The organism is Streptomyces sp. NPDC034111 (genome assembly GCF_055575375.1).
Map to the genome: position 1 here is coordinate 442127 of NZ_JBVIST010000003.1, position 24525 is coordinate 466651.

The following is a 24525-nucleotide window of genomic DNA, read 5'->3' on the forward strand; positions in this document are numbered from 1 at the left end:
GAGTGCGCCTTCACTCTTTCTACACTTTCTGAACGCAAATTCCGAGGCGTTCCGCGCTGTTCGGTGATCTTCCGGGTTTTACCCGGCTTTGTACGGTGCCTCGGTCGCCGGACCTAGGTCGTGGCTGGTCCCTGGGCCGGATGCGCGCCGCGATGCGGTGAAGTTAGCGTTCGTGGCGTGTTCACGAAAACCCCTGCCGATCCGGCGGCCGCCGGGCCCGCCGTTCCAGCCACACCCGCCGTCGCCCTGGCAACCGTGCCGGGCGGGGCGCCGATCCCGCATTCTGTTGGGGTGAGTGACGACGAGTTCCGTGCCGCCCTGTCCCGCCTCGCTGCCGGCGTGGTGCTGATCACCGCCCACGACCCGGACGACGGGCCGCGCGGCGAGGACGTCGGCATGACCGCCACGGCGTTCCTGTCGGTGTCCCTCGATCCGCCGCTCGTGATGGTGAGCGTTCGCAACGACTCACGGATGGACGACCTGCTGGCGCTCCAGCCGCTGTGGGCCGTGTCGGTGCTGTCGGGACACCAGCGTCAGGTTGCCGGACGATTCGCAATGAAGGGCCGCATCAGCGACCGTCTGCTCTTCGAGGACATTCCGCACGTACGGGGCGAAGCCTCCGGCGCCCCGCTCATCAAGGGCGCACTGGCGACCCTGGAGTGCCGCACCGAGCAGCGTGTGGTGGCCGGCGACCACACCCTGGTCATCGGGCGCGTCCTGGCGACCACGATCCCCAACGAGGACGACGGGCCGCTGACGTACTTCCGGGGGAAGTACCGCCAGTTGGGGTGAGGGGCGCGGACCGCTCCGAGGTCAGGTCCAGTCGCGGCCCGAGCGTCCGCGCTTGGTGTCACCGCGCTGCTTCTTCTCGCGCAGTCGCCGCTCGTTGATGCCCCGTGGGATCCGCGACTTACGGCGCGGCTTGGGCGGCGGCGCACTGGCCTCGGCCAGCAGCGCGGCCAGCCGTACCGCCGCGGTCTCGCGGTTGCGCCACTGGGAGCGGTGGTCGGAGGCCCGCACGGACACCACGCCGTCGACCAGCCGGCCCGCCAGCCGCTCCAGGGCACGCTCCTTCCACACCGGCGGCAGCGCCTCGGTCTTGGCGAGGTCGAAGCGCAGTTCGACCTGACTGTCGCTGGTGTTGACGTGCTGGCCGCCCGGCCCCGAGGAACGCGAGAAACGCCATACGAGCTCGGCCTCGGGAAGGACGACCGAACCGCGGATGACATAGGGCCCGGACATGAGTCCTATGATCCCCCGGGCCCGAGCCCTCGTCACTCTCTTTTCATGGCCCCTTTGGCGCATCGGCATCAGCATTCGCCTCCGGAGCCGGGTCCCGGCATCAGGATTCGGCAAAGAGAGTAAAGCCAGCTGGAACCTCGCAGTGCCCTCACGGCGTTGTGGTGAGTGACGGTAGCTTCGTGCGCAGCACTTCGTGTGCGGCACTTTGTGACGGGCAATTGATGCCCGGCACTTTGTGCGCAGTACGGAGTCCGACGACTCGACGCGTAGACAAGGAAAGGGACATCCCCATGGCTGTAAGCCTGTCCAAGGGCGGCAACGTCTCCCTCACCAAGGAGGCACCGGGCCTGACCGCCGTCACGGTCGGCCTCGGCTGGGACGTCCGCACCACCACCGGCACGGACTTCGACCTCGACGCGAGCGCGATCGCGGTCAACACGAACGGCAAGGTCTACTCGGACCAGCACTTCGTCTTCTTCAACAACAAGGCCACGCCGGACCAGTCGATCGTGCACACCGGCGACAACGTCACCGGCCAGGGCGAGGGCGACGACGAGCAGATCAACGTCAACCTGGCGGCCCTGCCGGCCGACATCGACAAGATCGTCTTCCCGGTCTCGATCTACGACGCCGAGAACCGCAGCCAGAACTTCGGACAGGTGCGGAACGCCTTCATCCGCATCGTCAACCAGGCCGGCGGCGCCGAGATCGCCCGCTACGACCTCAGCGAGGACGCGGCCACCGAGACCGCCATGGTCTTCGGCGAGCTGTACCGCAACGGCGCGGAGTGGAAGTTCCGCGCGGTGGGCCAGGGTTACGCGTCGGGCCTGGTCGGCATCGCGCAGGACTTCGGCGTGAACGTCTGAGGACGAGACGCCGGACATCCGGACATACCGAGATGTCCTAGGCACTGAGGCCAGTTTGCGCAGGGTCGGTCCCCCAAGGGGGGCCGGCCCTCGGCGTTTTCCGGCGGCCGCCGGCCGTCAGGCGACCGCGTCCTCGGGCGCCTCGCCGGGCGGTGTGGCCAGCTCCGCCACCTCGTCCAGCGACAGTCCGAGCACACCGGCCAGCGCCGCGACCGTGAAGAACGCCGGTGTCGGCGCCCGGCCGGTCTCGATCTTCCGCAGGGTCTCGGCGGAAAGCCCCGCCGCGGCCGCGACCTCGACCATGCTCCGCTCGCCGCGCGCCGCACGCAGCAGCGCACCGAGCCGCTCACCGCGTTCGCGTTCCCAAGGGGTCAGTGGAGTCCGCACCATGCCCGTGATACTAATACCGGTAAAGAAATACCGGTAAAGAAATAACGGTAGACACGGTGGACGGTCCACGCCTGGGCCGCCGGCGCTGAGGAGGTCGTACTCATGGTGGAGCTCAAGACGGATGCGGCAGTGGAGGCGATGCGGGTGACCGGCCGGGTCGTCGCCGATGCGCTGGCCGCGGTGCGGGCGGCGGCCGCGCCCGGCGTGCGGCTGCTGGACCTGGACGAAGTGGCCCGTACGGTCCTGCGCGAGGCCGGCGCCGACTCGCCGTTCCTGGGCTACCACCCGTCCTTCGCGCCCACCCCGTTCCCCGCCGTGATCTGCGCGTCCGTCAACGACGCGATCGTGCACGGCATCCCGGGCGCGGCCCAGCTGCGCGACGGCGACCTGGTGAGCATCGACTGCGGCGCCGTCGTGGACGGCTGGGCCGGCGATGCGGCCGTCAGCTTCACGGTCGGCACGGCGCGCCCCGAGGACCAGCGGCTGATGGACACCACCCGGCGGGCGCTGGAGGCGGGCATCGCGGCGGCCGTGGCCGGCGCCCGGACCGGCGATATCGCCCATGCGATCGGCAGCGTCGGACGCGCCGCCGGCTACGGCATCCCCGAGGACTTCGGCGGACACGGCATCGGCCGCCGGATGCACGAGGACCCGCCGGTGCCCAACGACGGCCGCCCGGGCCGCGGCTTCGTCCTGCGCCCCGGCCTGGTCATCGCCATCGAGCCGATGTTCCTGGCCGGCGGCGCGGACGGCTACTTCGCGGACGGCGACGGCTGGACCCTGCGCACGACGGACGGCAGCCGCGCCGCCCACTTCGAGCACACGGTGGCGGTGACGGAGGAGGGCCCGCGGGTGCTGACGATGCCGTAGCGAGGGCAGCGGACGCGGCGGCAGCGGAAGGGGCAGCGGTGGGTGGGCGGTGGCGCGCCCTGCCGTGCGGGCCCGCCCGGATGCGGCGGCCCGGCGGCGCCCGCACCATTGAATCGACGCCGGACGCGGACTCCGTCCTGTCCGCCGTCCCTGGAGCACAGCCCATGACACTCTCCGCCAAGACCCCGTCCGACGGCGAGCCCGGGCAGACGCCCGTACGCGTCCTGCTCTGCGACGACCACGACGTCGTACGCGCCGGTCTGCTCGCCCTGCTCAGCGGCGCCCACGGCATCGAGGTCATCGGTGAGGCCGCCGACGCCGAGGAGGCCACGGCGATGGCCACCAAGCTCCACCCCGACGTCGTGCTGATGGACCTCCGGCTCGGCTCCGGTATCGACCGCATCGAAGCCATCCGCCACCTCGCCCACCCGTCCGAACGCGACACCGCAGCCATGGCCGGACCCTCCGGTGGGCCATCCGCCGGGCCCTCCGGTGGGTCCTCCGGTGGGTCCCCCCTCCCCCCGCCCGCCCCCCACGTCCTCGTGCTGACCACGTACGACAGCGACGTCGGCATCACCCGCGCCATCGAGGCGGGCGCCACCGGCTACCTCCTCAAGACCGAGCGGCCGGACGAGCTGTTCTCCGCGATCCGGGCCGCAGCCGCGGGCCGCAGCACGCACTCCACGCCGGCCGCCCACCGCGTCCTGGCCCAGATGCGCAGCCAGCGCCCCGGCCTCAACGACCGTGAACTCGACATCCTCGGCCGGCTCGCCCGCGGGCTGAGCACCCGCGAGATCTCCCACGCCCTGCTCATCAGCGAGGCCACGGTCAGGACGTACCTGGACCGCATCTACGACACCCTCGGTGTGGACACCCGCGCCGGCGCCGTCTCCGCCGCGAGGGAACAGCGACTGCTGCCCTGACCGCACCCGCACCCGGGGTACGGCACCGCCCGGTGACCTCGTCCGCAGTGGCGGGCCTTGGGCCGGCCGGTCCGGTGCGGTCGATGGCCCGCTCCACCGGCGTGACACCATCAAGACGTGATCGACCTGGGCTACTCCCTCTCCCCCCGTTTCCCGGACCCGCCGCAGACGGACTACCGGACCGCGGACGTACGCACGCTGCGCCATGACCTCTTCTGCGGCGACGTCTACATCGCCGACACGAAGGCGGACCGCGAACTGTCCACGGCCTGGGGCTGGGTGCCGGTCCTCGACTTCGCCTGGGCGCTGTGCGACATCGTCGAGCAGCTCGACACCGACCCCCGTGGCAGCCGCTCCGCCCGCCCGGTCCACGCCGAGCTGGACTTCACCGAATCAGCCGACCGGATGCTCTTCGAGCGCCGCTTCGGATGGGTCGACATCGACGCCGACTGGATGCCGGCCGACGAGGCCCCCCTCACCTTCAACCACGGCGCGCTGCGCCGGGAGGCCCGCGACTTTCTGCACGACGTGATCGCCGACCTCACCGATATGCACGAAGGCCTCGGCGACAACCCCACCATCTGGGACCTCCAGGCACGTTTCCCCCGCATCTGACAGCGACCCCGGGGCCCTTACGGCGCGCCGCGTCCGACGGCCCTCGTCCGACCGGCCTCGTCCGACGGGCCTTGGGCTGCTCGCCTCGTCCGACGGGCCTTGTGCGGCGGGTCCATCGCCGGCCTCACTCCACCCGTACGCCTATCTGTGCCGCGAACGCCGGTGCCAGGTCGAGCAGTTGGGACGCGCTGATCACCGCGCCCGACAGCCGGTCCATCCCCCGCGCAATGTCCACCGTGGCCGCACCGCGCAGATCCACGTCCTTCATCCGCGCCTCGGAGAGATCCACCCGCGCCAGGGTGCAGTCGTCGAAGCTGACCCGCTCCAGCTCCGCCCCCGAGAAGTCCGCCTCGATCAGCACACACCCCTCGAAGGCCACATCCCGCAGCTTCGCGCCCCGCAGATTCGGAAAGTCGATCTTCCCGCCGCGCACCACGACCCGCTCCAGCACCGCACCGTGCAGCTGGACCCCGCCGAGCCTGGCGTCCGACACCTCCACATCACGCAGTGACGCCCCGGACAGATCCGTCCCGACCCCGCGCACGCCGCTCAGCACGCTGTCGATGAACCGCGCCCGGCTGAGCACCGTCTCATCGAGCCCACAGCGCCGCACCGCGCAGTCCATGAACCGCGCACCGCGCGCCGACTGCCCCGCCCAGTCCGCATCGGCGAACTCCAGCCCGTCGTAGTCCCCTTCGACCACCAGCTCCCCGCCGTCGTACGCCGCCAGCTCCGGCAACCGCACCTCCGGCCGCCGCACCGCCCGCAGCGTCTCCTTACCGCGCCCTGCCACGCGATCACCGCCTTCCGTTCCTGACGTCGTCCCGCCCGCATCTCGCCCGCGTCCCGTCCTCGCCCCGTTCCTCGTTCCGCGGCCGCACAACCCATCGTGGACCACCCCACTGACAATCGGCCCTGACCTGCGACAACCCCCTGCACGCAGACCAGATGCCGCAGATGCGACGACGATCCCGCGGTCCCCTCGGCGCCCCAGCACCCGGCACCCGGCACCCAGCCCCAAGCACCAAACACCCGGCCCGCACCACGCACACGCGCACCCACACACAGCAGTTGACCTCAACCAAGCTTGAGGTAGCACAGTGACGGCACGTGACGGCACGTGACGGCATTCGCCCCATCGGCCCGTCCACCCCACCCCCGATTCCAGGAGACCCCCATGCACGCGATACGGCTGCACGCCTTCGGCCCCGCGGCGAACCTCAGCTACGAGACCGTAGAGGACCCCGTGCCCGGGCCGGGTGAGGTCCGTATCGCCGTGGCCGCGGCCGGCGTCCACCTCCTCGATACGGCCCTGCGCGAGGGCAAACAGGGCGGGCCGGTGCCGCTCCCCGTACTGCCGACCGTGCCCGGAAGGGAAGTTGCCGGCACGGTCGACGCGCTCGGCGAGGGCACCGACCCCCACTGGCTCGGCCGACGCGTCGTCGCCCACCTGGGCACGGCCCCCGGCGGCTACGCCGAACTGGCCGTCGTCGCCGCCGACCGGCTGCACGAGGTCCCCGCGAACCTGGACGCCGGCCAGGCCGTCGCCATGATCGGAACCGGCCGCACCACCATGGGCATCCTGCTCTTCGCCGACCTCACCGCCGACGACATCGCCCTGGTCCCCGCGGCCGCCGGCGGTATCGGCTCGCTGCTCGTCCAACATGCCAGGAACACCGGCGCCACGGTCATCGGGCTGGCCGGCGGCGCCACCAAGGTGGCACACGTCCGCGCACTGGGCGCCGACCTCGCCGTCGACTACACCGACGACGACTGGCCTTCCGTGGTCCGCGCCTTCCTTGACGGCCGCGGCGCGCCCGGCGCCACCCTCGTGTTCGACTCGGTCGGCGGCGCCCCCGGACGCGCGGCGGTCGGACTCCTCGCCCGCGGAGGCCGCCATCTGGTCTTCGGCTGGTCGTCCGCGGGCCTGCTCGACGGCGGCCCGCTGGAGTTCGCCGACGGTGAGCTGGCGGCCCGCGGCATCACGTCCCGGTCGGTCCTCGGCCCGCCCATGCTGGCCAGGGCCGGCGGCGACAATCCGCTCCGCACCCTGGAGACCAGGTCGCTCGTGGAGGCCGCGGCCGGCCGGCTCCTACCGGCGGTCCAGGCGTTCCCACTCGCCGAGGCCGCGGCCGCGCACCGAGCCCTGGAGAGCCGCGCCACGATGGGCAAGGTGGTCCTGGTGCCGTAGCGGCACCGGACGCGGAGGGTGCGGGACGGCCACCGGGGCAGAGGAACACGACCAGGACCAGGACCAGGACCAGGACCAGGACCAGGACGGCTCCTACCGCACCACCGCCATCTCCCGCGCCGTCCCGTTCAGCCGCCGCCCGCCCGACTCCGTGCACACCACGATGTCCTCGATCCGCACCCCGAACCGCCCCGGCAGATAGATCCCCGGCTCGATCGAGAAGCTCATCCCGGGTACCAGCGGCAGATGCTCGCCCTCCACCAGGTACGGCGGCTCATGCGTCGTCACCCCGATGCCGTGCCCGGTCCGGTGGATGAAGTACTCGCCGTACCCCGCCGCCTTGATGACCCGCCGGGCCACCCGGTCGACGTCCTGGCACGCGATCCCCGGCCGTACCGCCTCGAACGCCGCCTGCTGCGCCTCCCGCACGATGTCGTGCACCTTGCGCTCCTCGGCGCCCGGCTCCCCCACGTGCACCGTCCGCGTCGTATCCGACCCGTAGCCGTCCTTCAGCCCGCCGAAGTCGAGCACGACCATGTCGCCGTCCTCGATGACCCGCTCTCCCGCCTCGTGGTGCGGATTGGCCCCGTTGGGGCCCGAGCCGACGATGGTGAAGTCCACCTGGCTGTGCCCGTGCTCGATCAGCAGCCGCGCGAGATCCGCCGCCACCTCGCACTCCCGGCGGCCGCCGAAGCGCACCCCCAGGATCTCCTCGTACGTCGCATCCGCGGCGGCCCCGGCCGCGGCCAGCCGTTCCACCTCATGGGCGTCCTTGACGGCGCGCAGCATCGGCAGCACCTCCGTCAGCGCCGCGTATCCGCTCCCCGGCAGTGACCGTTGCAGCCCCAGCAGATGCAGCGCCCAGGTTGCGTCGGACACCCCGTAACGCCCCTGCGGCTCCATCCACTTGGCGAGCTGCGCATACGGATCCGAGCCGTCGCTCCATCCGGACACCTCCACCGCCTCGGCACCCGGGGAGCGCTCGGCATCCGGCTGCTCCAAGAGGGGCACCAGCAGCCGTGACCGCCGCCCCGGCTCGATCACCAGGGCGGTCAGCCGCTCGGTGACCGCCGTCGGCCGGTAGCCGCACAGCCACGTCAGATCCGGCCCCGGCGTCACCACCAGGCCGGCCAGCCCGGCATCGGCGGCGGCCCGGCCGGCCCGCTCCATCCGCCGCTCGTAGTCCTCATGCGTCATCGAAGTCACCATGCCGGCGAACTTACGCCGCCCTGCCCGCTTCGACCCGTCAAAACCCCTTCCTCATGGCCCTCTTCATCCCTCCAGTGCCCCACCGGGCCGGCCCCCGGGACCGGCCGGCGGCGCGCTGCCCACCAGGCGCTAACCCCAGAGGGCCGTGGCAAGCGCCGCACCCGTGAACGCGGCGCCGAGACCGGCCGCCACGCTCCCGACGACGTTGGCGGCGGCGAAGAACCGGGCGCCGTCCTCCGCCAGCCGCAGCGTCTCGTAGGAGAACGTGGAGTACGTGGTGAGGGCGCCGCAGAAGCCCGTTCCGACGAGCAGTTGCACCTGGGGGGAGGCCGCGCCGGCGGCGACCGCCCCGCTGACCAGGCCGAGGACGGCGGAGCCGACGACGTTGACGGTGAAGGTGCCCCAGGGGAAGACGCTGTCGTGCCGGATCTGTACGGCGCGGTCGGTGAGGTAACGCAGGGGTGCGCCGATCATGGCCCCGGCGATGACCAGCAGCCAGTTCACCGCCCCTCCTCGCCCCGGCCCGTGTACCGGATGACTTCGCAGGGGTCGAGGACGACCAGGCCCTCGCTGACGAGCTCGTCGAGCTGCGGGAGGAAGGCGCGGATACGTTCCTCGGTGTCGACGATCACGATGGCCACCGGGAGGTCTTCGCTCAGGGAGAGCAGGCGGGTGGTGTGGATCAGCGAGGAGGCGCCGAACCCCTCGATGCCGCGGAAGACGGAGGCACCGGCGAGCCCGGCCTTACGCGCCCGGTGCACGATTTCGGTGAAGAGGGGCTTGTGGTGCCAGGTGTCGTTCTCCCCGATGAACACGGTGACGCGCAGGGCGGGACCGGTGAGTCTCACTGCTGCCTCCACTCGACGATGCGGCGGGTCAGGGTGGCCGTGCTCCACACAGCGCCCAGGGCGGTGAGCAGGGTGAGGGCCAGGTAGGCGAGCGCGGTGCCGGCGTCGCCCCCTTCCACCAGGCGCTGGATGTCGGCGGCGTAGGCGGAGAAGGTCGTGAAGCCGCCGAGGACTCCGGTGCCGAAGAACGGGCGGACGAGGCGGTGGGCGGCCCACACCTCGCTGATCACGACCATGAAGACGCCGATGACGGCGCAGCCGACGGCGTTGATGCCCAACGTCGTCCACGGGAACGCACCGGCCGCCGTGGGCCACAGCAGCGAGGCTCCGTAACGCGCCGCCGCGCCGATGCCGCCACCGAGCGCTACGACGGCCACGACCGGGCCCTGCCGCAGCCGCAGCGCTCTGCGCTGCGCGGCCATGTGGAGGTCGACATCCGGGTCGACGGGTTCGTTCAGCATGGGGGGCTGGGCCGGCTGGGCCTTGTGCACGTCATTCCTCCCTACTCGCCAGGCATGGCATCGGCATGGATATGCACGCATGCGTGTCGCAAGTAGGGACCGTTGGCGGCACCTTCGCCGCGGTTGGGTACGGCGGGCCCCACCGCCGTGACGGCGAGCGGAACACCGATCACCGTCGCAGGCCAGCTTACCGCCCGCCGCGCCCGCCCTCCTGTCCGGACGCCGTCCCTGGATCCGTAGTTGTGGCACCGCTCGGTGCGCGGGAAACTGGACGGGCCGGCGACGGCGCCCGCGAGCAACCGGCGCCCGAGCGTGCGCCTGTGCACGCCACGTGAGCGCGCTGATGCCCTCCGCGTGATCCGCGTGGTCCGGCCGCCCGCCCGGCGCTACGGGAGGTGAAGGCGGTGCCGCAGATCACCGTCGCGGTCGAATCGACCGTCGGAACCGCGATCGGGAGACACGACGCTCCCTCGTCGGCCGCTCCCCCCTCGGCCGGTCCCCGCCCCGGCACCGACGCTCCGGGCCGCCTCGGCGGCTGGCCGGTGGGCAAAGGCAGCGTCCCGGACACCCTGTGCGCGGACGGCCGCCCGGTGGAGGCGATGGTCGTGATGCCTGAGCCCGCTCTGCCGGGCACCGAGGTGACGGCGTGGCCGGTGGCGCTGCTGCACCTCAGCGATGGCCGCCATGACGTGGACGAAGTGGTGTGCGTCGCGGAGAGCGAGCCGTTCGTCGATCTGGTCGACGCCCCCGATCTGGGCCGCCGGCACGCCGAGCCCGACGCCTGGGCGGCGGCGCTCAGCCGTATGTCACCCGGGACCACGTACCGCGTAACGGGCTGCGATCAGCGCACCCATGCGGATCACCTGGTGCACCAGGCCCACCAGGCGTACCTCCGGCTCACCGGCTGCCTGGACTGACCGCCCGACAGAACCGGCCGGCTTCGGGGCCTCCTCGCCGGCCGGTGTGGACGGGTGTGGACGGGGATCGCCGCGCCGGATCGCGGACCTGCCGCCTCACGCCTTCTCGAAGACCATGCGGACGACGGTGAAGCGGCCCTCGCGCAGGAATCTGAGCGCGGTCTTCTGCTCCCTGATGATGTCGGACACCGCGCTTTCACCGATGAGTTCCGCTCCGCGTACGCGGTGGGCCTCTGCCATGTCCAACCAGCTGCGCACCGTGGCCACGCCGTCGTCGGGATCGCTTCGCGCCTCCACGATGCCGAACAGACCGCGGCTGGCCTCGATCAATTCGTCCCGGGTCGGAAGAAAGCACTCGGGGTACACCTTCCGCGACGCGTGCAGGCCCTCGCGTACGTTCTTGATCCCGCCGAGGATGTCCTTGAGGCCGAGGCGTCCACGGGCGCCGCCACTGCTCTGCGGGGTCAGTTGCTGGGGAGGCAGTACCAGGGAGGCGAGCCACCCGCGCTCGTTCCAGGCGTTGGCCTGTACGGACAGGCGCCCGGCCGGCCGGAGCCAGGAATGGCAGCGCTGGAAGAACTCCCGGTACCGGGCGATGCGCTGTGTGCGCCACATGGTGTTCCCGGCGCAGTGCTCGATCACCTCGATCGCGATGATGGCGTCATAAGGCCCCTCCGGTTCATGGTTGAACCAGTTCTCGGCCCGGACCTCGCAGCCCGGCCAGTGCTGGTCACGGGCCCACGCGGCCTGGGCAGGGCTCATGGTGAGGCCCACCGCGTGCTGGACGTGATGGGTTTCCACCAGCCGGTGCAGGAGGCTGCCGTACCCGCAGCCGATGTCCAGTACCCGGTCCGCGCCCACGGCGTGCGCTGCCTCAGCGTGGTGATCGAGCTTCCGGGTCTGCGCCGCGTCGAGGGTGTCGCCCTCCTCCCACATGCCGTAGGAGAAGACGAGCTCGGGCCCCAGGATCAGCCGGTAGAAGTCACCCAGGAAGTCGTATTGATGAAGGATCGCCTTCGACGATGTGCCCTTGTAGGAGGCTCTCTTCTTCGCTTCGTGTCCCACAGTGCCCACCAGTCCATTTCGGCAACGAAGGTCGGCCGGCCAGCGCAGACCATCGCTCCAGATAACCGGGTACGGGGCAGAACCTCCGGCTACACACCGGGCCGCGGTCCGCAGCCCGCTCGATCGGCGGCGGGCCCGGCGCCGAAGGACGGGCCACGGTGGTGAGCACCCTCACTGTCGTCCCCGGGCAAGGCATCGACTGCCGTCCCCGGTCAGGCATCGGCGGACGGTTCTTCGCGGCCTCGCAGTTCCGCTCACTCCGCGTCGCTGGTGGCTGCTGCCGTTTCGGCGGCCGCGTGCCCTTCGTCGGCCGGAGTCGGTGCGGGGAGGTCGATGGTGTTCTCGCCGCCCTCCTCACGGTGCTTCTGCAGGGCGAGTTCCTTGGCCAGCTTTTCCGAGTACAGCCGCATCTCTGCTTCTGCCTTGAGTTCGAACACCGTTGCCTCCTTTGAGCTTTACCGTGCGGCGGACGAAGCAGGAGTGTCAGGGTGTGCTGCCCCTCGCCCGGCGTCGGGCGAGGGGCAGCGGTGCACGGGTCCAGCGCGTCTGCGGTGCGGCGAACCGGCCGCAGACCACGCGTTCGGCATGCGGGGGCGGGGTCAGACGTTCGCGAGCACCCCGATCGTGGTTCCCCGCTGCTGTGCCCAGTTCTCCAGCGTCGTACGGCAGGCGTGGTCGAGGTGGCGCACCTCGGAGAGGTCGAGCTCGACCGGGCGGTCCTTGGGCAGCGCTTCGAGGGTTTCGAGCATGCGGGGCAGACGGAGGAAGGTGGCCGAACCGGTGAGGCTGACGATGAGCCGGCCGTCGGTCGTCTCGTGCACGTCGAGGTGGATGTGGGAGGTCTCCCAGGCGCACTTGACCACGGCGAGGGCGAGGCCGAGGAGGACGCCTTCGAACATGTTGGTGGTGATGATGGCGATCGCGGTGATGGCCAGGACAACGGCCTCGCCACGGTGCGCGCGCCACAGGGGCAGCAGGTCCTTGACGGGGACGAGTTTGCAGCCGGCGTGGACGAGGACCCCGGCGAGCGCGGCCAGCGGGATGACGCCGATCGCGGCCGGCAGGAGCGCGGCGAACAGCACGAGCCACAGTCCGTGCAGGATGCGGGAGAGCTTCGTCCTGGCCCCGGCCTGGACGTTGGCGGCGCTGCGCACGATGACGGCGGTCAGGGGCAGGGCGCCGAGTATGCCGCAGACGGTGTTGCCCACGCCCTGGGCCATCAGCTCCTTGTCGTAGTCGGTGCGCGGTCCGTCGTGCATGCGGTCGACGGCGGCGGCGCTGAAGAGGCTTTCGGCCGAGGCGATGAGAGCGAAGGCGAGCACCGTGCCGAGGCCGGCGAGGCTGGCCAGCGAGGTGAAGTCGGCCATGCCGGGCGGCTGGACGGCCGAGAGGAGTCCCTGTACCTCGACGCGGGGGACGGACCAGCCGGCGACTGCGGTGGCGGCGGTGGCCAGGGCGACCGCGGCAAGCGGTGCGGGCACCAGCTGGGCCTGGGCCGGGAGTTTCTTCCACAGGACGAGGACGGCGATGGTGGCTGCCCCGATGGAGAACGCGGTCAGCGCCTCGCTGGAGGTGACGATCTCGGTGACCAGGTGCGGCACTCCGATGATCTTGTCGATCCCGGAGCGGGGCTGCTTGACGTCGGCCATGGTGTAGAGCTGGCCGAAGATCAGAACGAGTCCGATGCCGGCGAGCATGCCCTGGACGACGGCTACCGTGATCGCGCGGAAGAAGCGGCCGAACCGCAGGGCTCCGAGAGTGAGCTGGACCAGGCCGGCGATCAGAACGATGGCCCCGAGCACGCCGAGGCCGAATTCCTGAACGGCCTCGAAGACCAGGACGGTCAGGCCGGCGGCCGGCCCGCTGACCTGGAGGCTGCTGCCGGGCAGGAAGCCGACCACCAGGCCACCGACAATGCCGGTGATCAGGCCGAGTTCGGCGGGAACGCCCGAGGCTACGGCCACTCCCACGCACAGGGGCAGGGCGACCAGGAAGACGACGAGGGAGGACAGGACATCACGCCGCAGGTCTGCGGGCTTTTTGAGGGTGGAGAGCATCAGTGGACTTCCTCGCACAACGGAAGCGGACGGGGGGAGGTGGTCGGCGGCCCGTGAGGCGGGCGGATGCGGATCACAGCGGCCGGAAAGAGTTGTCGTCCGGCGCGTACTCCTGCACGGCTCCGGTGTGCACCTCGTAGTACCAGGCGTGCACCGTCAGGGTTCCCGCCTCGACCCGTTCCGCGATGCAGGGGTGGGCGTGCAGCCGCTCCAGCTGGGCGACCGCGTGACGCTGGACGGCCTCGGCGAGGTCGGGGGACGGGGGTGCGGTCGTCTCGGGCTGGGACGCCGCGTGCTCCAGCCAGCCCTGTACGGCGGGCACGCCGGAGAGATCGTCCCCGCTTACCAGAGCGTTGACCGCGCCGCAGTGGGAGTGTCCGCACACGATGACGTCGCGGACGCCCAGCACCCGCACCGCGTACTCGATGGTGGCCGTCTCGCCGCTGGGCTGGTCGCTGCTGTACTCGGGCACGATGTTGCCCGCCGTGCGCAGCTCGAACAGTTCACCCGGCCGTGCGCCGGTGATCAGGGACGGCACCACGCGCGAGTCGGAACAGGTGATGAACAGGACCTCTGGGCTCTGACCGGCCTCAAGGGCGCGGAACTCGTCAGCGCGCTCCGTGACGTGCGTCGTGAAGGATCGTGCGTTGTCAACCAGGGACTTCATGGTGGCCTTTCTCCTGCGCCCGCAAACGTGCTTGCGGGCGCGGTGTGTTCAGGTCATCAGTGGAAGGGGCATGTGCCGGCGTGCCCGATGTGCGGACAGCCGGTGCTTACGCGTCATCGTCGACGCGAAGAGGTGATCCGAGACGGGACGGCGCTTGCGCCTACAGCGCTGAGCGCGCCACCCCCGCTTGGCCGCAGGAGCGGCAACGTCTGCGGTCCGAAAGTGACCGTGCCGACCGGTGTCTGGAATCGTGTGGACTCCGTCGCCGCTCCATCAGCACATCTCCCCCGAGTAATGCGGCCGTTGGCCCGACCACATGCGTGCCATTGCGTCAGCGCATCGGCGGCCCCCTTGGCCGCCGCGAACACCTCTTTGCCTGAAGATTACCTTACGGCTGGAGGTCAAGCCACGGTCAAGCACTTTCATATAAAGGTAATTGGCGCATTGAACACAGCGGCGCACCCATGCGTACGCCCCAAGGCGCGAGAGCCCCCACGAGCGCCCTGGCCCTCCTCACTCCCAGGTCGTCGCCGGGCAGCGCATCCCGCCCACCCACCGTTCACATGCACGCGGCGGACTCGACGGCTCGCACGCCGGAGCGGCCGGCAGCCCAGCCGGACAACGCCACCCTCACCCCCACTGTTCATCCACAGTCCGGAGGTTTCCCCTGTCGTTCATCTCGTGGCGCGAGCGATCGTTTCCGCACGAAACCTACTCACCGGTCGGCCAGGAAGAGTTCGCCTGTGGGGGCCTGATCGGCCAGGTGCGGCGGCCCTAGGTTCTCCCCGGTGACCAGTCGGCAAGGCGCTCAACTCCTCATTTTCCGCTGCACTTTGACGAAGGAGTAGTTGTGGAACGTCGTACCTTCCTGCGCGGAGCCGTCATCGGCACCTCGGCCGCCGCTTTCGGCGGCACCCTCATGCACAGCGCCGCCTACGCGGCCCCGGCCCAGAACGGCCCCGGCCCGTACGGTGCACTGGGCGCCGCCGACGCCAACGGCATCCAGCTGCCCAGCGGCTTCACCAGCCGGGTCATCGCCCGCTCCAGCCAGGTCGTCTCCGGCACCTCCTACACCTGGCACAACGCCCCTGACGGCGGTGCCTGCTTCGCCGACGGCGCAGGGTGGATCTACGTATCCAACTCGGAGATCAACCCCGGCGGCGGCGCGAGCGCCGTCAAGTTCAACTCCTCGGGCACCGTCACCGGCGCCTACCGCATCCTGTCCAACACCCGGCAGAACTGCGCGGGCGGCGCCACCCCCTGGCACACCTGGCTGTCCTGTGAGGAGGTCAGCCTCGGCTCCGTCTACGAGACCGACCCCTGGGGCGTGAACGCCGCCACCCGCCGCGACGCCATGGGCAAGTTCAAGCACGAGGCGGCCGCCGCCGACCCCGGGCGCCAGGTGATCTACCTGACCGAGGACGAAACCGACGGCTGCTTCTACCGGTTCATCCCGACAACGTGGGGGAACCTGTCCTCCGGCACCCTCCAGGTGCTGGTCGCCGGCACCGGCACGTCCGGCTCCTTCACCTGGTCAACCGTGCCCGACCCGGACGGCTCGCCCACCACGACCCGCAACCAGGTCTCCGGCGCCAAGCGGTTCAACGGCGGTGAGGGCTGCCACTACGCCGGCGACACCGTCTGGTTCACCACCAAGGGCGACAACCGCGTCTGGCAGCTCAACCTGACGAACAGCACCTACGAGCTGGCCTACGACGACAACCTGGTCAACCCCGGCCCCGCCCCGCTGACCGGCGTCGACAACGTCACCGGCTCCTCCTCCGGCGACCTGTTCGTCGCCGAGGACGGCGGCAACATGGAAATCTGCATCATCACCCCCGACGACATCGTCACGCCGTTCCTGCGGATCACCGGCCAGTCCAGCTCGGAGATCACCGGACCCGCCTTCTCCCCCAACGGATCACGCCTGTACTTCTCCAGCCAGCGCGGCACATCCGGCAGCTCCTCCGGCGGCATCACCTACGAGGTCACCGGCCCCTTCCGCACCTGACCACCCCGGGGAAGCACGCTCGACCGCTCGCAGAGGGCCCCAACACAACCGGTTCCGTGACACCTTGGCCCGGCCCGTCGCTGTAAAGAGTGCCGACTGGTCATCGGCCGCGCGGTTGCCCTGAGTCCTTGCACTCCTCCCCGCCTCAAGGCCACCGCGCACAGCGCGGGCGGTCGCCGGCCGACCGCCCGCGCCACCACTCAGCCCTTCCTCGCCACCGAGCCCGGTATCACGCAATCGGCCCCGGACACACAGTCCGGGGCCGACGGGACGCCGCTACATAGCGAAACCATCCGCTCACGGCATTCTGCTCAGAGCCCCCTGTCGGATTCGAACCGACGACCTTCGCTTTACAAGTGGGGTCGAATACCTGATCGGGGGTGCTGGTGTCTGCCGGGTGGTGCTGTTCTTGCAGGTCAGCACCACCCGGTCTGACGCTGGGTCCGGCTTTCGGGGCCTCATGTTTCGCCGTCCGCTCACGCATCGCTCACGCACCGGACAGCTTTCGGTGCGGCGGGATTTGAAATGGCAACCTCTTCGTCCCGAATGAGGTTCGAGGAGGGGCCTGACCGGGACTGGTCAGTATTTGTCCTGGTCAGACGGCTGGTGTGGTGTGGTGGTGATGGGGTTCAGTGGGCGTCCGGAGGAAGATCATCTCCCAAGGGGGCACGGGCACTGTGTTCCGCGCAGGTCTCGGCAACGGTTGCTGCCGCGAGTTCGCAGATGGCGCCGACTGATGCGGCGGGGGGCCCGCCACATCGGGTCAGGTCGTGGTGGCGGGCCACGTAACGCTGGCTGCGGCCATGACGGCTCGGTCATCTCCGTGGGTCCTCCGGGAGATGGCCGTACAGGCGGTACCCCATCTCGTCGGGGTGCCGTGTGACGCGAGCCAGTCGCCAGGCTGCCTCGTACGACATACGGCCGTGGTTCTGGGCACGGAGGCGCACCGCCAGCACGCTGGTGACCGGATCGAGGAGCCAGCGCAGGAGCGTCACCTTCACTGGAACTCGCCGGCGATGGCGGTGAGGGCACGGGCGGCGTCCTCGTCACCGAATGCCTTGACGGTGCCGGCGAGCAGGGTCAGGAGTTCCTTGCAGCCTTCGGGGGTCAGCTTGCTGACGAAATCGTGGAGCACCTGAGCAACAACGACCCACCGCTGTCCGGGTTGCCACTGTCTGACGGTGCGGACCAGTTCTTCGAGATCCGTACCGGTCGGTGGCCCGCCTAGACGCGGCCAGTTCTCGGCCGCGCTTTCCAGGGCTGTGTAGAGCCGGGCGGTGGCGGGGTTGGCGAGGATGTGCTCCTGGAGGAACTCCTCGCGTGCCCGGGCCTGGCGACGTGCCAGCTCGTCCAGTTCGAGTTCGCGGCGCAGCAGCTCTTCCTGACGATGGTGCTTCTGCCACAGCTGTTCCGTGGCGAGCGCGGCCAGCCGGGTTGGTTCGTCCACATCGATGCTCACGGTGGCGTCCACGACGATCACGCCTTCGCCACCGATCGGCAGGGCCTTGGTGAGCGCGGATCCGATGTCTTGCTCGGCGGCATCCGGGCGGAGGACATCGCATTTGGCTGCCGCCTTGTCGATCACTACCCTGACGAGTCTCCCGGCAGCTCGCGGATCCGCAGGAACGTCGGTGTCGTCACGGCGCCGCCATGCTGCCCGGACGTCCACGCAGAAGCAGAGCGTCGGGTCCGTGCTGCGTGGCCGGTCGGAGAAGGCGGAGACCCATGTGGTGGCACCCAGCTCGGAGGCGTCTTCGGGGACGGGGCGGCGCTTCATGCGGCTTCGGACTCCTCCGTCTCGTCAGCTTCGGAGGCTTCCGTCAGTAGGCGCTTCTGGACCTTGGCGAGGTCGGCGTCGAGGAGGGAGGAGAGCTCCTGTTTCAGGTGCGACCGGTCGGGTGAGTATGGGCGGTTCTCACTCTGGACCCAGACCTGGGAGCAGGTGCGGAGGGCTTCGCGCAGGATCGGGCCTTCAGGACCGCGAACGTCCACGGCCCGGCGGAGGGTGTCGAGGATGAGTGATCGCAGCGGCGGCTGTTTGAGGGCCGCGTCGAGCCACAGGTAGATGGCGTGGTCGAGTTCGCGATCTCCTGCCGGTCCAGTCGCTTGACGCAGGAGGGTGCGCCATCCGGTGACCAGGCCGGCGACGGGCGGGCGGAATTCCTCGTCCTCGTCGCTGTCCGGTGTCGTGTCGTTGTGCAGAACTAGCGGCACTCGGTCGGCCTTGGACGCGGGAGACGCGGCGAGAGCCGCGAACGTGCGCTGGCCCACGGTGTCCATGATCTTCTCGTCGCCGCACCAGTCGACGACGTACCCGAAGAGGGTCTTCCGGACGGACGTGTCCGCCCATAGCACCTGGATCGCCTCGCGCAGGCTGCCCACAACCTCCTCAAGTCCGATGTTCGCCACACGCTTCAGGCGGCGTAGCGCCTTTCCGGTGTGCCGACGTCCGAACTGCCCGGTGCAGACCTCGACGACCGCCTGCTGGAGGGAGGGCTCTTTGCGTTTGGCCCAGGACAGCAACAGCGTGTGGACGTATGGCGCGCTCGCGGCGTGGATCGCCGCGTTGTCGAACAACTCCACGGCCAGAGGCCACAGTTCTCTGTCCGTGCCGTGGGAGTACCACGCCTTGACGATCTCCTCCAATGGTTCCTGCCTGCGATGACGCACGGCCCAGCGCAGCGCGAACTCACCGATGCGGCCCGCCAGGGCACGGCGGGCGTCCTTGGTGATGGTTTCCAGGGCTTCCTTGTTCGTCCCCGTGTCGTCGATGGGTACCTGCGCGAGCCACTTCAAGAAGGACGTACGAGACAGAGGGCGGTCGTTCCAGAAGTACTCGATCGCGGCGTCGTCCCAGTGCGGGCGGTCGAAGCGAAGGGTGCCGTCCTCCTCGCGCCGCGCCTTGATCGCCTTGGTCATGGCGATCACGCCCGGGGCTTGCTGCCCGTGGATGGGAACGGAGTCCTTCTTCTTGTCTAGCGTGTCGGTCAACTCCGCGGCCTTGGCGTACACATGCCCCACTGGGTCGCCGCGCAGGACGGCCGCGGCCAGGAGGAAGTTCCGTTCGAAGCTGGTCCGGAAGTGGTCCTCCGGTTCGTGCCACTCGTAGAGCGCGTCCTCCCAGTTGCTCAGGACGGCCACGACGTTGGCGATCTGTGCGTCGAGGGAGAGGGGCCGCTCGGCGGAAGTCAGCTGTGTCGACTCCCGGGCTAAGTCCAAGGGGACGTCGGCAGCGTGACGCTCGGCCTTTCGGTGCTCATCGAGCATGAGAGAAGTGACGTTCAGGATGTCCGTGGGCGTCATGCCGTCGATGAGTCGGCGTATACCGGTGTTGCGGAGCCAGGTACTGACGGGGAACGACGGCTCCTGCGCGAGCAGCCAGCGGGTGGCGATGTCGTGCGGGCGGATCTTGCCCAGGTCCGGGGCTACGCCTGGCGGTGCGCCGTGGCTGATGCGCTGCCACTGTTCCGGGCGGGTGAGGACGATGAGCCGGTTGTCCCGCCGGGTCAGCCGCTCGCCGAGCTTGCCCAGACCGGAACCGAAGGTGTCGGCGACCTGGAAGCCGTCCTCGTCCGGCGGCAGTTCGAGCAGGAAGCCGCATCCGTGGTCGTGAGGTAGGCGTCGTGCGGGGAAGTGCTGGGAACCGCCGAAGGAGAGTGGTCGCACTTCTGTGATCAGACCTTCTTCCACGAGCTGGTCGAGAAGGGCGTAGGCGGTCGTGGTCCTGCTGCTGTTCGGCGGACGATTGATGACCAGCACGGACCCCGAGGGCCGGAGGGACGCCAGTGCCTGCGCGAACGGGCTGCGGCTCCGGTCCGCGCCTTCGAAGTGGGGCTCGGCATAGACCTTGCGGATCACCGCCAAGTACTCGGAGTCGATGGGCGCGTCGGCGTCCAAGGTCTGCTCGAACACGTACTTCGTGCCGATCATCTCGCCCAGATTGATCAACGCACGCTGTAGCGTGGCCGCTTGCCCGACCGCCTCGATCGCCTCGGGGGACGGTGATGCCGTCCTGCCCCGCTCGGCTTCTTGCTGGGCCAATGGCTCCGGGCTGCTCCGTGGGGCGGCAGGGGGAGGTGGATACGGCGAGAGTCCGGAGACGGACTGTGCGCTCGGCGCCGTCACCGCGGCCGCGCGGAAGTCGGTTGATGGCTCGGTATTGGCCACTGAGCCCGTCGCGTGTAAGCCAGCCGAACTGCCGTATTGTTCGGCGAGGGTGGTTTCTTCTTGATCTGTGTACCGGTCAAGCAGTGGTGGACGCACGCGCGAATCTTCGGTAGCGCTGTGCGGCACTCCAGTAGCCGGAGCGGGCTGCTGGGCAACGCCCGGTTCGTCGTCGAAAGCCATCGGTCGCGTCGCCTCTCAGCCGATGGTTCCGTCGATCTCGGTGCCTACTTGTTCCGCCGACGCCTCGATGACCTTCGCGGACTGGTCCACGCGCACGCGGCCCTGTTGGGAAATGCCTTGCGCGCGTACGCCGACCTGGTGACCGGCGAGGCGGTCCGTGCGTTGTGTGACGGAGACACCCGGGCGGGCAGGCCGCTCTTCCTCGTCACCAAAGGGCAGCTGCCGCCCATAGATCTCCTCCAAGTCCAGGCGCAGCCCACCCAAGAGCTCCCTGAGCTCGGGGTCGCCTCCCTGTAGCAGCGCAGGACGCGTCAGATACACCTGGAGTGCTCCGCGGGCTTCGGTGATGCGCTCGATGCGCGCGGCGGACAGTTCAGCTGGGTGGACGGTAAACAGCCCGCTCCGCCCTTCCACCTCTTCCGGTTCCTCTAGGGGAACTCGGCCCGAGCGTCGATCGAGGACCGCCCCGGCCCGATCGAATAGGAATTTGACCGCCTCGGTGAGCGCGGTGCCGACGAGCATCGGAAACGTCAGTGGATCCATGGCTGTATGCCCTCCCCGTTGATTGCGCATCCCGCGGCCTACCTGCGGGCACAAAACCCGACTGACGGTACGTTCGCTGTCACTCAGAGAGAAGAGTTGTTCCGGTCGCCGGAGATGCCGTCTGGAATGCCCCTGTCGTTCATGTGTGCGATGCCCTTGACGTGGGCGCCGTCCCGCGGTGCCCATTCCATACGCATATGGCAGGCGAACTTCCGGCTGGAATCATGCGGAATCGCCCGTGTGCGATCTTGCTGGCGTGGCCGAAATGCGGCAGAGGGGGCGCACGACTCTTCCGTGCCCGGAACGGAGGGCGCTTTCGCGACATCGGCATCGACGCGGGGTCGGGCGTGAGCGCAAGCGGAGCAGGCCATACATGGTGCCCGCGCTGCGTCTAGGTCAAGCTGGAGCTGACACGCGCCTTCTATCACGACAGCCGATTCCGTGGGCTGCCCCGGGAAGGCTGCTACGCCTACTGTCTCGACCCTGCCCGCTTCATGGCTGGCCCTTCGCTCAACGTCCGCTCCCACCCCCGGTGGCTTGACGAGCGCCAGGCGGTGCGCCAAGCGGGGGCGCAGCATGGTCATCGACCGACACGGTTCGCTCGCGCCAAGGACAGCCGCCGGCGCGCCGTAGCCATCATGGCGATGCGCGTGGCGGTCGTCGTATCGGAACGCCGCGGCGGTGGCAGCATCCAGTTCCGCAGAGGCTTCCCGAGCAGGCTTCTGTTTGCGAAGTTCGACCAAGCCCGCGTCAAGTGGCCCGGTTGGCCCTGGCCCCTCGGATCTTCACGACGTTGAACCTCTGATCTCCATCAAACCAGTCCGCCGCGCCGTGACTGAGCCGGAGCATGGTGGTATGTCGATTTGGTACCGGCCTGTTGGTCTTGTACGCGCCCACTGGAAGCTCGCCTTCTTGCCGGTCGGGTTTGTGCTGAACCTCTGGGGCAACCAGCTTTATGAGGCGGGGCGCCAGGCCGTTGGGGCCGTGATCTTTGTCTTCAGTATCGCCCTAATTGTTGTGGCGGGACGTCACTGGCGAAAGATCTCTCCTGGTTTGCAGGCGCCGAAGCCTTTACGCCGCATACGTAGTCGGCTGCGGCAGTGGGTGATAATTACTTTCCATACGCCCGTATGGTTCAGTCGCCGAGAGAAGGCGAAGGTGGCGATCTGGGGGATTATCGCGTTCAAGATATCCTTCTATCCACTCAATGTGGCTGACAGGATCATCGCAGCTCCAGAGCAATTCATCGCTCGCTACGGGGACGCTCAGAAGATGTTGGCCTTCTGCCTCCTCTTTCCTTACTTGGCGCACTGGTTTGAGCCGAAGGATAGACTGCTTGAGCGGCTGGAGGGGCGTGTCCTTCGAGCCATGGTCAGCCGGACGGTCGGGAACTTTAACGGAGCATGCGGTGTGGCTATTTTGCTGTATGCCGTGCTGCCGACGATTTCTCGTGACTACACCAAGGTGCTACCAGCTCTAGCGGTCACTGTCGCAATTGCCACCGTGGTGGCCACGCACAAAATGTGGACCCGCTACCGCAAATTGTGCACGCAGGCGCACAAGAACATCCAGGCCCTGATCCGGGCGCTGGAGCAATCGTCCGGAGCTGGAGCGCATTCGGAAGTTATGGCTACCTGGGAGGTGGTGGAGTTGGATTTTCGGACTCGCGTGGATACTGGCTACGTCTTCGGTATGCGATTCGCCCCGAAAGTGATTATCTCCGCAATCGGCGAAGCGGTTGAGAAGGTGAACAACGGGCTGCCCGGTCATGAGGAGGCCCGGGCTCAGGCGTTGGCTGACTTAAAGATCATTCGAGATGTGTGTGTTGAGCGGATTGATGCGGTGGCGTGAAGCGGTTTGTGGATCGAGCTGGTGTGTAGCATCTGCGGATGCATTTTCTCGTTGGGGAACGTTACGGATTGCGATAGCAGCGCCTCGCGGGAGCGGCAGGCGAGTTCGGCAGCGCCGGGCACGCCGCGGAGTTGGTAGACCGCGAGCCCGTATCTCGGCCCCCCCGTGAAGTTGACGGCTACTGCTCGTATGCCCAGGCCCTGCCGGTCTGTCGGTACTCCTCGACGGGGATCGGCTCGACCCCGCTGCGCATGCGGGCGGTGTAGAGCAGGCCGTCGAGGTGGTCGATCTCGTGGTGGATGAGGCGGGCGAGGCCGCGTTCGTACACGATGGTGACGGTCTCGCCGGTCAGGGCCGTGGTCTCGACGGTGACCTTCAGGGGGCGGGGGACGAGGCCGCAGACGTCGAAGAAGCTCAGGCAGCCCTCGTACTGCTCGTCCAGCTCGTCGGAGCGGTCGGTGATCTTCGGGTTGAGCAGGATGACGGCGGGTGCGTCGCCGGGCGGCTGGACGACGGCTGCGGAGCGGCCGATGCCGATCTGTGGGGCGGCGATGCCCATGCCCTTGGCGAAGGGGTGGACCTGGCCGATCCGTTCCATCGCGGCGAACAGTTCGTCGGTGATGCGCTCGGCTTCGTCGCGCTCGACGGGCAGGGTGAAGGCGCGGGCCGGTTCGGCCAGGATGCCGGCGCCGTGCTGGACGACTCCGAGGTCGCGCATCTGCTGGCTGGGCCGCACGTCAATCACCTGAAGTCCCCTTGTTCAGTGTTGTGTTCGGACCGTGCCCGGAACCTCCACTTAAGACGGTACCGAGCGTGGAGGGCGGGCGTGGTCGTGATCCAGGTGAATTGCCTTAGTTCACCGTCGTCGCTGCGGACGGGTGGGGTCCGCAGGGGTGAGGCTTCGGCCGTCATGGAGGTCTCGGTGCCCCACACGACGGGGTCGAGGGCTGCGGGGAAGCGAGCTGGACTTCGAGTTGTTCGGTGGGCAGGCGGACGGCCCGCTGGAACCAGTTGCCCCATTTGTCGTCGCCGACGGTGTAGGCGTACTCGATCCACACGGACTCGCCGGGGTAGAGCGGGAAGCGGCCGTGTTCGTTGTCGAACACTTGGCGAGCCGTGGCCTGGTGTCCCCCCGAGGCCGAGGTGCAGCCGCTCGGGCGGACGCCTGCTGGCTTCCGATCGCCAAGGGCCTCACGCCCCACGGCCTCCGCCACACCCACCGGACGATGGTGGAGGACCTCGGCACCGAGAACGTCCTCATGGACGAACGAATGGGACACATCGACGGCTCGGTCTCGGCGCGCTACGCCCATGTCACGTCCGGTATGCGCCGGCGTCTGATGTCCGGGCTGACCGAGCAGTGGGAGGCGACTCTCGAAGCCCGCCGCGCGATGTGCACTCGCTCCCCGGTGGCTGTGCTCGACGGTCTTCTGGACGCACGAGGGTAGACGG

The 24525-nt window shown here is 69.2% G+C and carries 26 protein-coding genes and 1 pseudogene; 10 read left to right on the plus strand and 17 right to left on the minus strand.

The window, feature by feature from the left end; all coding sequences use genetic code 11:
• Positions 1-291: 291 nt before the first annotated feature.
• On the plus strand, positions 292-792 hold the full coding sequence (locus ACZ55A_RS11310; RefSeq protein ID WP_468837520.1) for a flavin reductase family protein: 501 nt from the start codon (positions 292-294) through the stop codon (positions 790-792).
• Positions 793-813: 21 nt separating this feature from the next.
• On the opposite strand, the gene arfB is transcribed toward ACZ55A_RS11310, so the two are convergent.
• Positions 814-1242: an alternative ribosome rescue aminoacyl-tRNA hydrolase ArfB gene (gene arfB, locus ACZ55A_RS11315; RefSeq protein WP_468837523.1), complete on the minus strand. Its 429-nt coding sequence runs from the start codon at positions 1240-1242 to the stop codon at positions 814-816.
• Positions 1243-1532: 290 nt separating this feature from the next.
• On the opposite strand from arfB, the gene ACZ55A_RS11320 reads away from it, so the two are divergent.
• Positions 1533-2108 carry a TerD family protein gene (locus tag ACZ55A_RS11320; protein WP_468837526.1) on the plus strand — a complete coding sequence of 192 codons (576 nt, stop codon included), beginning with the start codon at positions 1533-1535 and terminating at the stop codon, positions 2106-2108.
• A gap of 117 nt (positions 2109-2225) precedes the next feature.
• Here the strand turns inward: ACZ55A_RS11320 and ACZ55A_RS11325 are convergent, their stop codons facing one another.
• A complete protein-coding gene (locus ACZ55A_RS11325; RefSeq protein WP_468837528.1) occupies positions 2226-2498 on the minus strand; it encodes a helix-turn-helix domain-containing protein in 273 nt (90 codons plus the stop codon).
• 102 nt (positions 2499-2600) lie between these two features.
• Between ACZ55A_RS11325 and map the strand changes: the two genes are divergently transcribed.
• The 3 genes from map to ACZ55A_RS11340 all read left to right on the plus strand — a co-directional run bounded on the left by map (position 2601) and on the right by ACZ55A_RS11340 (position 4906).
• The gene (gene map / locus ACZ55A_RS11330) at positions 2601-3368 is read left to right on the plus strand and encodes a type I methionyl aminopeptidase (protein ID WP_468837531.1); all 768 of its coding nucleotides are present in this window, start codon (positions 2601-2603) and stop codon (positions 3366-3368) included.
• Between the two features lie 164 nt (positions 3369-3532).
• Positions 3533-4291, plus strand: a complete 759-nt coding sequence (locus ACZ55A_RS11335) for a response regulator (RefSeq protein WP_468837533.1) — start codon at positions 3533-3535, stop codon at positions 4289-4291.
• A gap of 117 nt (positions 4292-4408) precedes the next feature.
• A complete protein-coding gene (locus tag ACZ55A_RS11340; protein WP_468837536.1) occupies positions 4409-4906 on the plus strand; it encodes a hypothetical protein in 498 nt (165 codons plus the stop codon).
• 124 nt (positions 4907-5030) lie between these two features.
• On the opposite strand, the gene ACZ55A_RS11345 is transcribed toward ACZ55A_RS11340, so the two are convergent.
• A complete protein-coding gene (locus ACZ55A_RS11345; protein WP_468837967.1) occupies positions 5031-5675 on the minus strand; it encodes a pentapeptide repeat-containing protein in 645 nt (214 codons plus the stop codon).
• Positions 5676-6083: 408 nt separating this feature from the next.
• Between ACZ55A_RS11345 and ACZ55A_RS11350 the strand changes: the two genes are divergently transcribed.
• Positions 6084-7097, plus strand: a complete 1014-nt coding sequence (locus tag ACZ55A_RS11350) for a zinc-binding dehydrogenase (RefSeq protein ID WP_468837539.1) — start codon at positions 6084-6086, stop codon at positions 7095-7097.
• A 93-nt stretch (positions 7098-7190) separates the two neighbouring features.
• Here ACZ55A_RS11350 and ACZ55A_RS11355 read toward each other — a convergent pair whose 3' ends face one another.
• From ACZ55A_RS11355 to ACZ55A_RS11370, 4 genes are all read right to left on the minus strand, one after another.
• Positions 7191-8294, minus strand: a complete 1104-nt coding sequence (locus ACZ55A_RS11355; RefSeq protein ID WP_468837970.1) for a M24 family metallopeptidase — start codon at positions 8292-8294, stop codon at positions 7191-7193.
• A gap of 141 nt (positions 8295-8435) precedes the next feature.
• Positions 8436-8810, minus strand: a complete 375-nt coding sequence (gene crcB / locus ACZ55A_RS11360; protein ID WP_468837549.1) for a fluoride efflux transporter CrcB — start codon at positions 8808-8810, stop codon at positions 8436-8438.
• Positions 8807-9154, minus strand: coding sequence for a DUF190 domain-containing protein (locus ACZ55A_RS11365; protein ID WP_468837568.1), 348 nt, complete (start codon positions 9152-9154; stop codon positions 8807-8809). Before ACZ55A_RS11365 ends, crcB begins: the two co-directional genes overlap by 4 nt.
• The gene (locus ACZ55A_RS11370) at positions 9151-9615 is read right to left on the minus strand and encodes a FluC/FEX family fluoride channel (protein ID WP_468837973.1); all 465 of its coding nucleotides are present in this window, start codon (positions 9613-9615) and stop codon (positions 9151-9153) included. The genes ACZ55A_RS11365 and ACZ55A_RS11370 overlap by 4 nt, the downstream gene beginning before the upstream one ends.
• A gap of 404 nt (positions 9616-10019) precedes the next feature.
• Here ACZ55A_RS11370 and ACZ55A_RS11375 point away from each other — a divergent pair, with 404 nt between their 5' ends.
• The gene (locus ACZ55A_RS11375; protein ID WP_468837569.1) at positions 10020-10532 is read left to right on the plus strand and encodes an inorganic diphosphatase; all 513 of its coding nucleotides are present in this window, start codon (positions 10020-10022) and stop codon (positions 10530-10532) included.
• Positions 10533-10628: 96 nt separating this feature from the next.
• Here the strand turns inward: ACZ55A_RS11375 and ACZ55A_RS11380 are convergent, their stop codons facing one another.
• The 4 genes from ACZ55A_RS11380 to ACZ55A_RS11395 form a co-directional block, all read right to left on the minus strand.
• On the minus strand, positions 10629-11597 hold the full coding sequence (locus tag ACZ55A_RS11380) for an SAM-dependent methyltransferase (RefSeq protein ID WP_468837570.1): 969 nt from the start codon (positions 11595-11597) through the stop codon (positions 10629-10631).
• A gap of 254 nt (positions 11598-11851) precedes the next feature.
• Complete coding sequence (locus ACZ55A_RS11385; RefSeq protein WP_468837571.1) at positions 11852-12034, minus strand: hypothetical protein; 183 nt, start codon at positions 12032-12034, stop codon at positions 11852-11854.
• Between the two features lie 162 nt (positions 12035-12196).
• Positions 12197-13654: a SulP family inorganic anion transporter gene (locus tag ACZ55A_RS11390; RefSeq protein WP_468837573.1), complete on the minus strand. Its 1458-nt coding sequence runs from the start codon at positions 13652-13654 to the stop codon at positions 12197-12199.
• Between the two features lie 73 nt (positions 13655-13727).
• Positions 13728-14321 (minus strand): carbonic anhydrase, encoded by a 594-nt coding sequence (locus tag ACZ55A_RS11395; RefSeq protein ID WP_468837575.1) that lies wholly within the window; start codon positions 14319-14321, stop codon positions 13728-13730.
• A gap of 850 nt (positions 14322-15171) precedes the next feature.
• Here ACZ55A_RS11395 and ACZ55A_RS11400 point away from each other — a divergent pair.
• A complete protein-coding gene (locus tag ACZ55A_RS11400) occupies positions 15172-16332 on the plus strand; it encodes an alkaline phosphatase PhoX (protein WP_468837577.1) in 1161 nt (386 codons plus the stop codon).
• 815 nt (positions 16333-17147) lie between these two features.
• On the opposite strand, the gene ACZ55A_RS11405 is transcribed toward ACZ55A_RS11400, so the two are convergent.
• Genes ACZ55A_RS11405 through ACZ55A_RS11420 form a run of 4 tightly spaced genes read right to left on the minus strand, consistent with a single transcriptional unit; the run spans position 17148 to position 21222 of the window.
• Positions 17148-17333, minus strand: coding sequence for a hypothetical protein (locus tag ACZ55A_RS11405; protein ID WP_088799345.1), 186 nt, complete (start codon positions 17331-17333; stop codon positions 17148-17150).
• Complete coding sequence (locus ACZ55A_RS11410; protein ID WP_468837579.1) at positions 17330-18109, minus strand: hypothetical protein; 780 nt, start codon at positions 18107-18109, stop codon at positions 17330-17332. The genes ACZ55A_RS11405 and ACZ55A_RS11410 overlap by 4 nt, the downstream gene beginning before the upstream one ends.
• Positions 18106-20679 carry a hypothetical protein gene (locus ACZ55A_RS11415; RefSeq protein ID WP_468837581.1) on the minus strand — a complete coding sequence of 858 codons (2574 nt, stop codon included), beginning with the start codon at positions 20677-20679 and terminating at the stop codon, positions 18106-18108. The genes ACZ55A_RS11410 and ACZ55A_RS11415 overlap by 4 nt, the downstream gene beginning before the upstream one ends.
• 15 nt (positions 20680-20694) lie before the next feature.
• Positions 20695-21222: a hypothetical protein gene (locus tag ACZ55A_RS11420; protein WP_088799343.1), complete on the minus strand. Its 528-nt coding sequence runs from the start codon at positions 21220-21222 to the stop codon at positions 20695-20697.
• 855 nt (positions 21223-22077) lie between these two features.
• On the opposite strand from ACZ55A_RS11420, the gene ACZ55A_RS11425 reads away from it, so the two are divergent.
• On the plus strand, positions 22078-23073 hold the full coding sequence (locus tag ACZ55A_RS11425; RefSeq protein ID WP_468837583.1) for a hypothetical protein: 996 nt from the start codon (positions 22078-22080) through the stop codon (positions 23071-23073).
• A 178-nt stretch (positions 23074-23251) separates the two neighbouring features.
• Here ACZ55A_RS11425 and ACZ55A_RS11430 read toward each other — a convergent pair whose 3' ends face one another.
• Together ACZ55A_RS11430 and ACZ55A_RS11435 are read right to left on the minus strand one after the other, a co-directional pair.
• A complete protein-coding gene (locus ACZ55A_RS11430; protein WP_088799341.1) occupies positions 23252-23818 on the minus strand; it encodes a peptide deformylase in 567 nt (188 codons plus the stop codon).
• 163 nt (positions 23819-23981) lie between these two features.
• A complete protein-coding gene (locus tag ACZ55A_RS11435) occupies positions 23982-24179 on the minus strand; it encodes a hypothetical protein (RefSeq protein WP_176956264.1) in 198 nt (65 codons plus the stop codon).
• On the opposite strand from ACZ55A_RS11435, the pseudogene ACZ55A_RS11440 reads away from it, so the two are divergent.
• Positions 24179-24521 (plus strand): annotated as a pseudogene (locus tag ACZ55A_RS11440) (LacI family transcriptional regulator); the annotation flags it as partial. The gene ACZ55A_RS11435 and the pseudogene ACZ55A_RS11440 overlap by 1 nt on opposite strands.
• Positions 24522-24525: the final 4 nt, after the last annotated feature.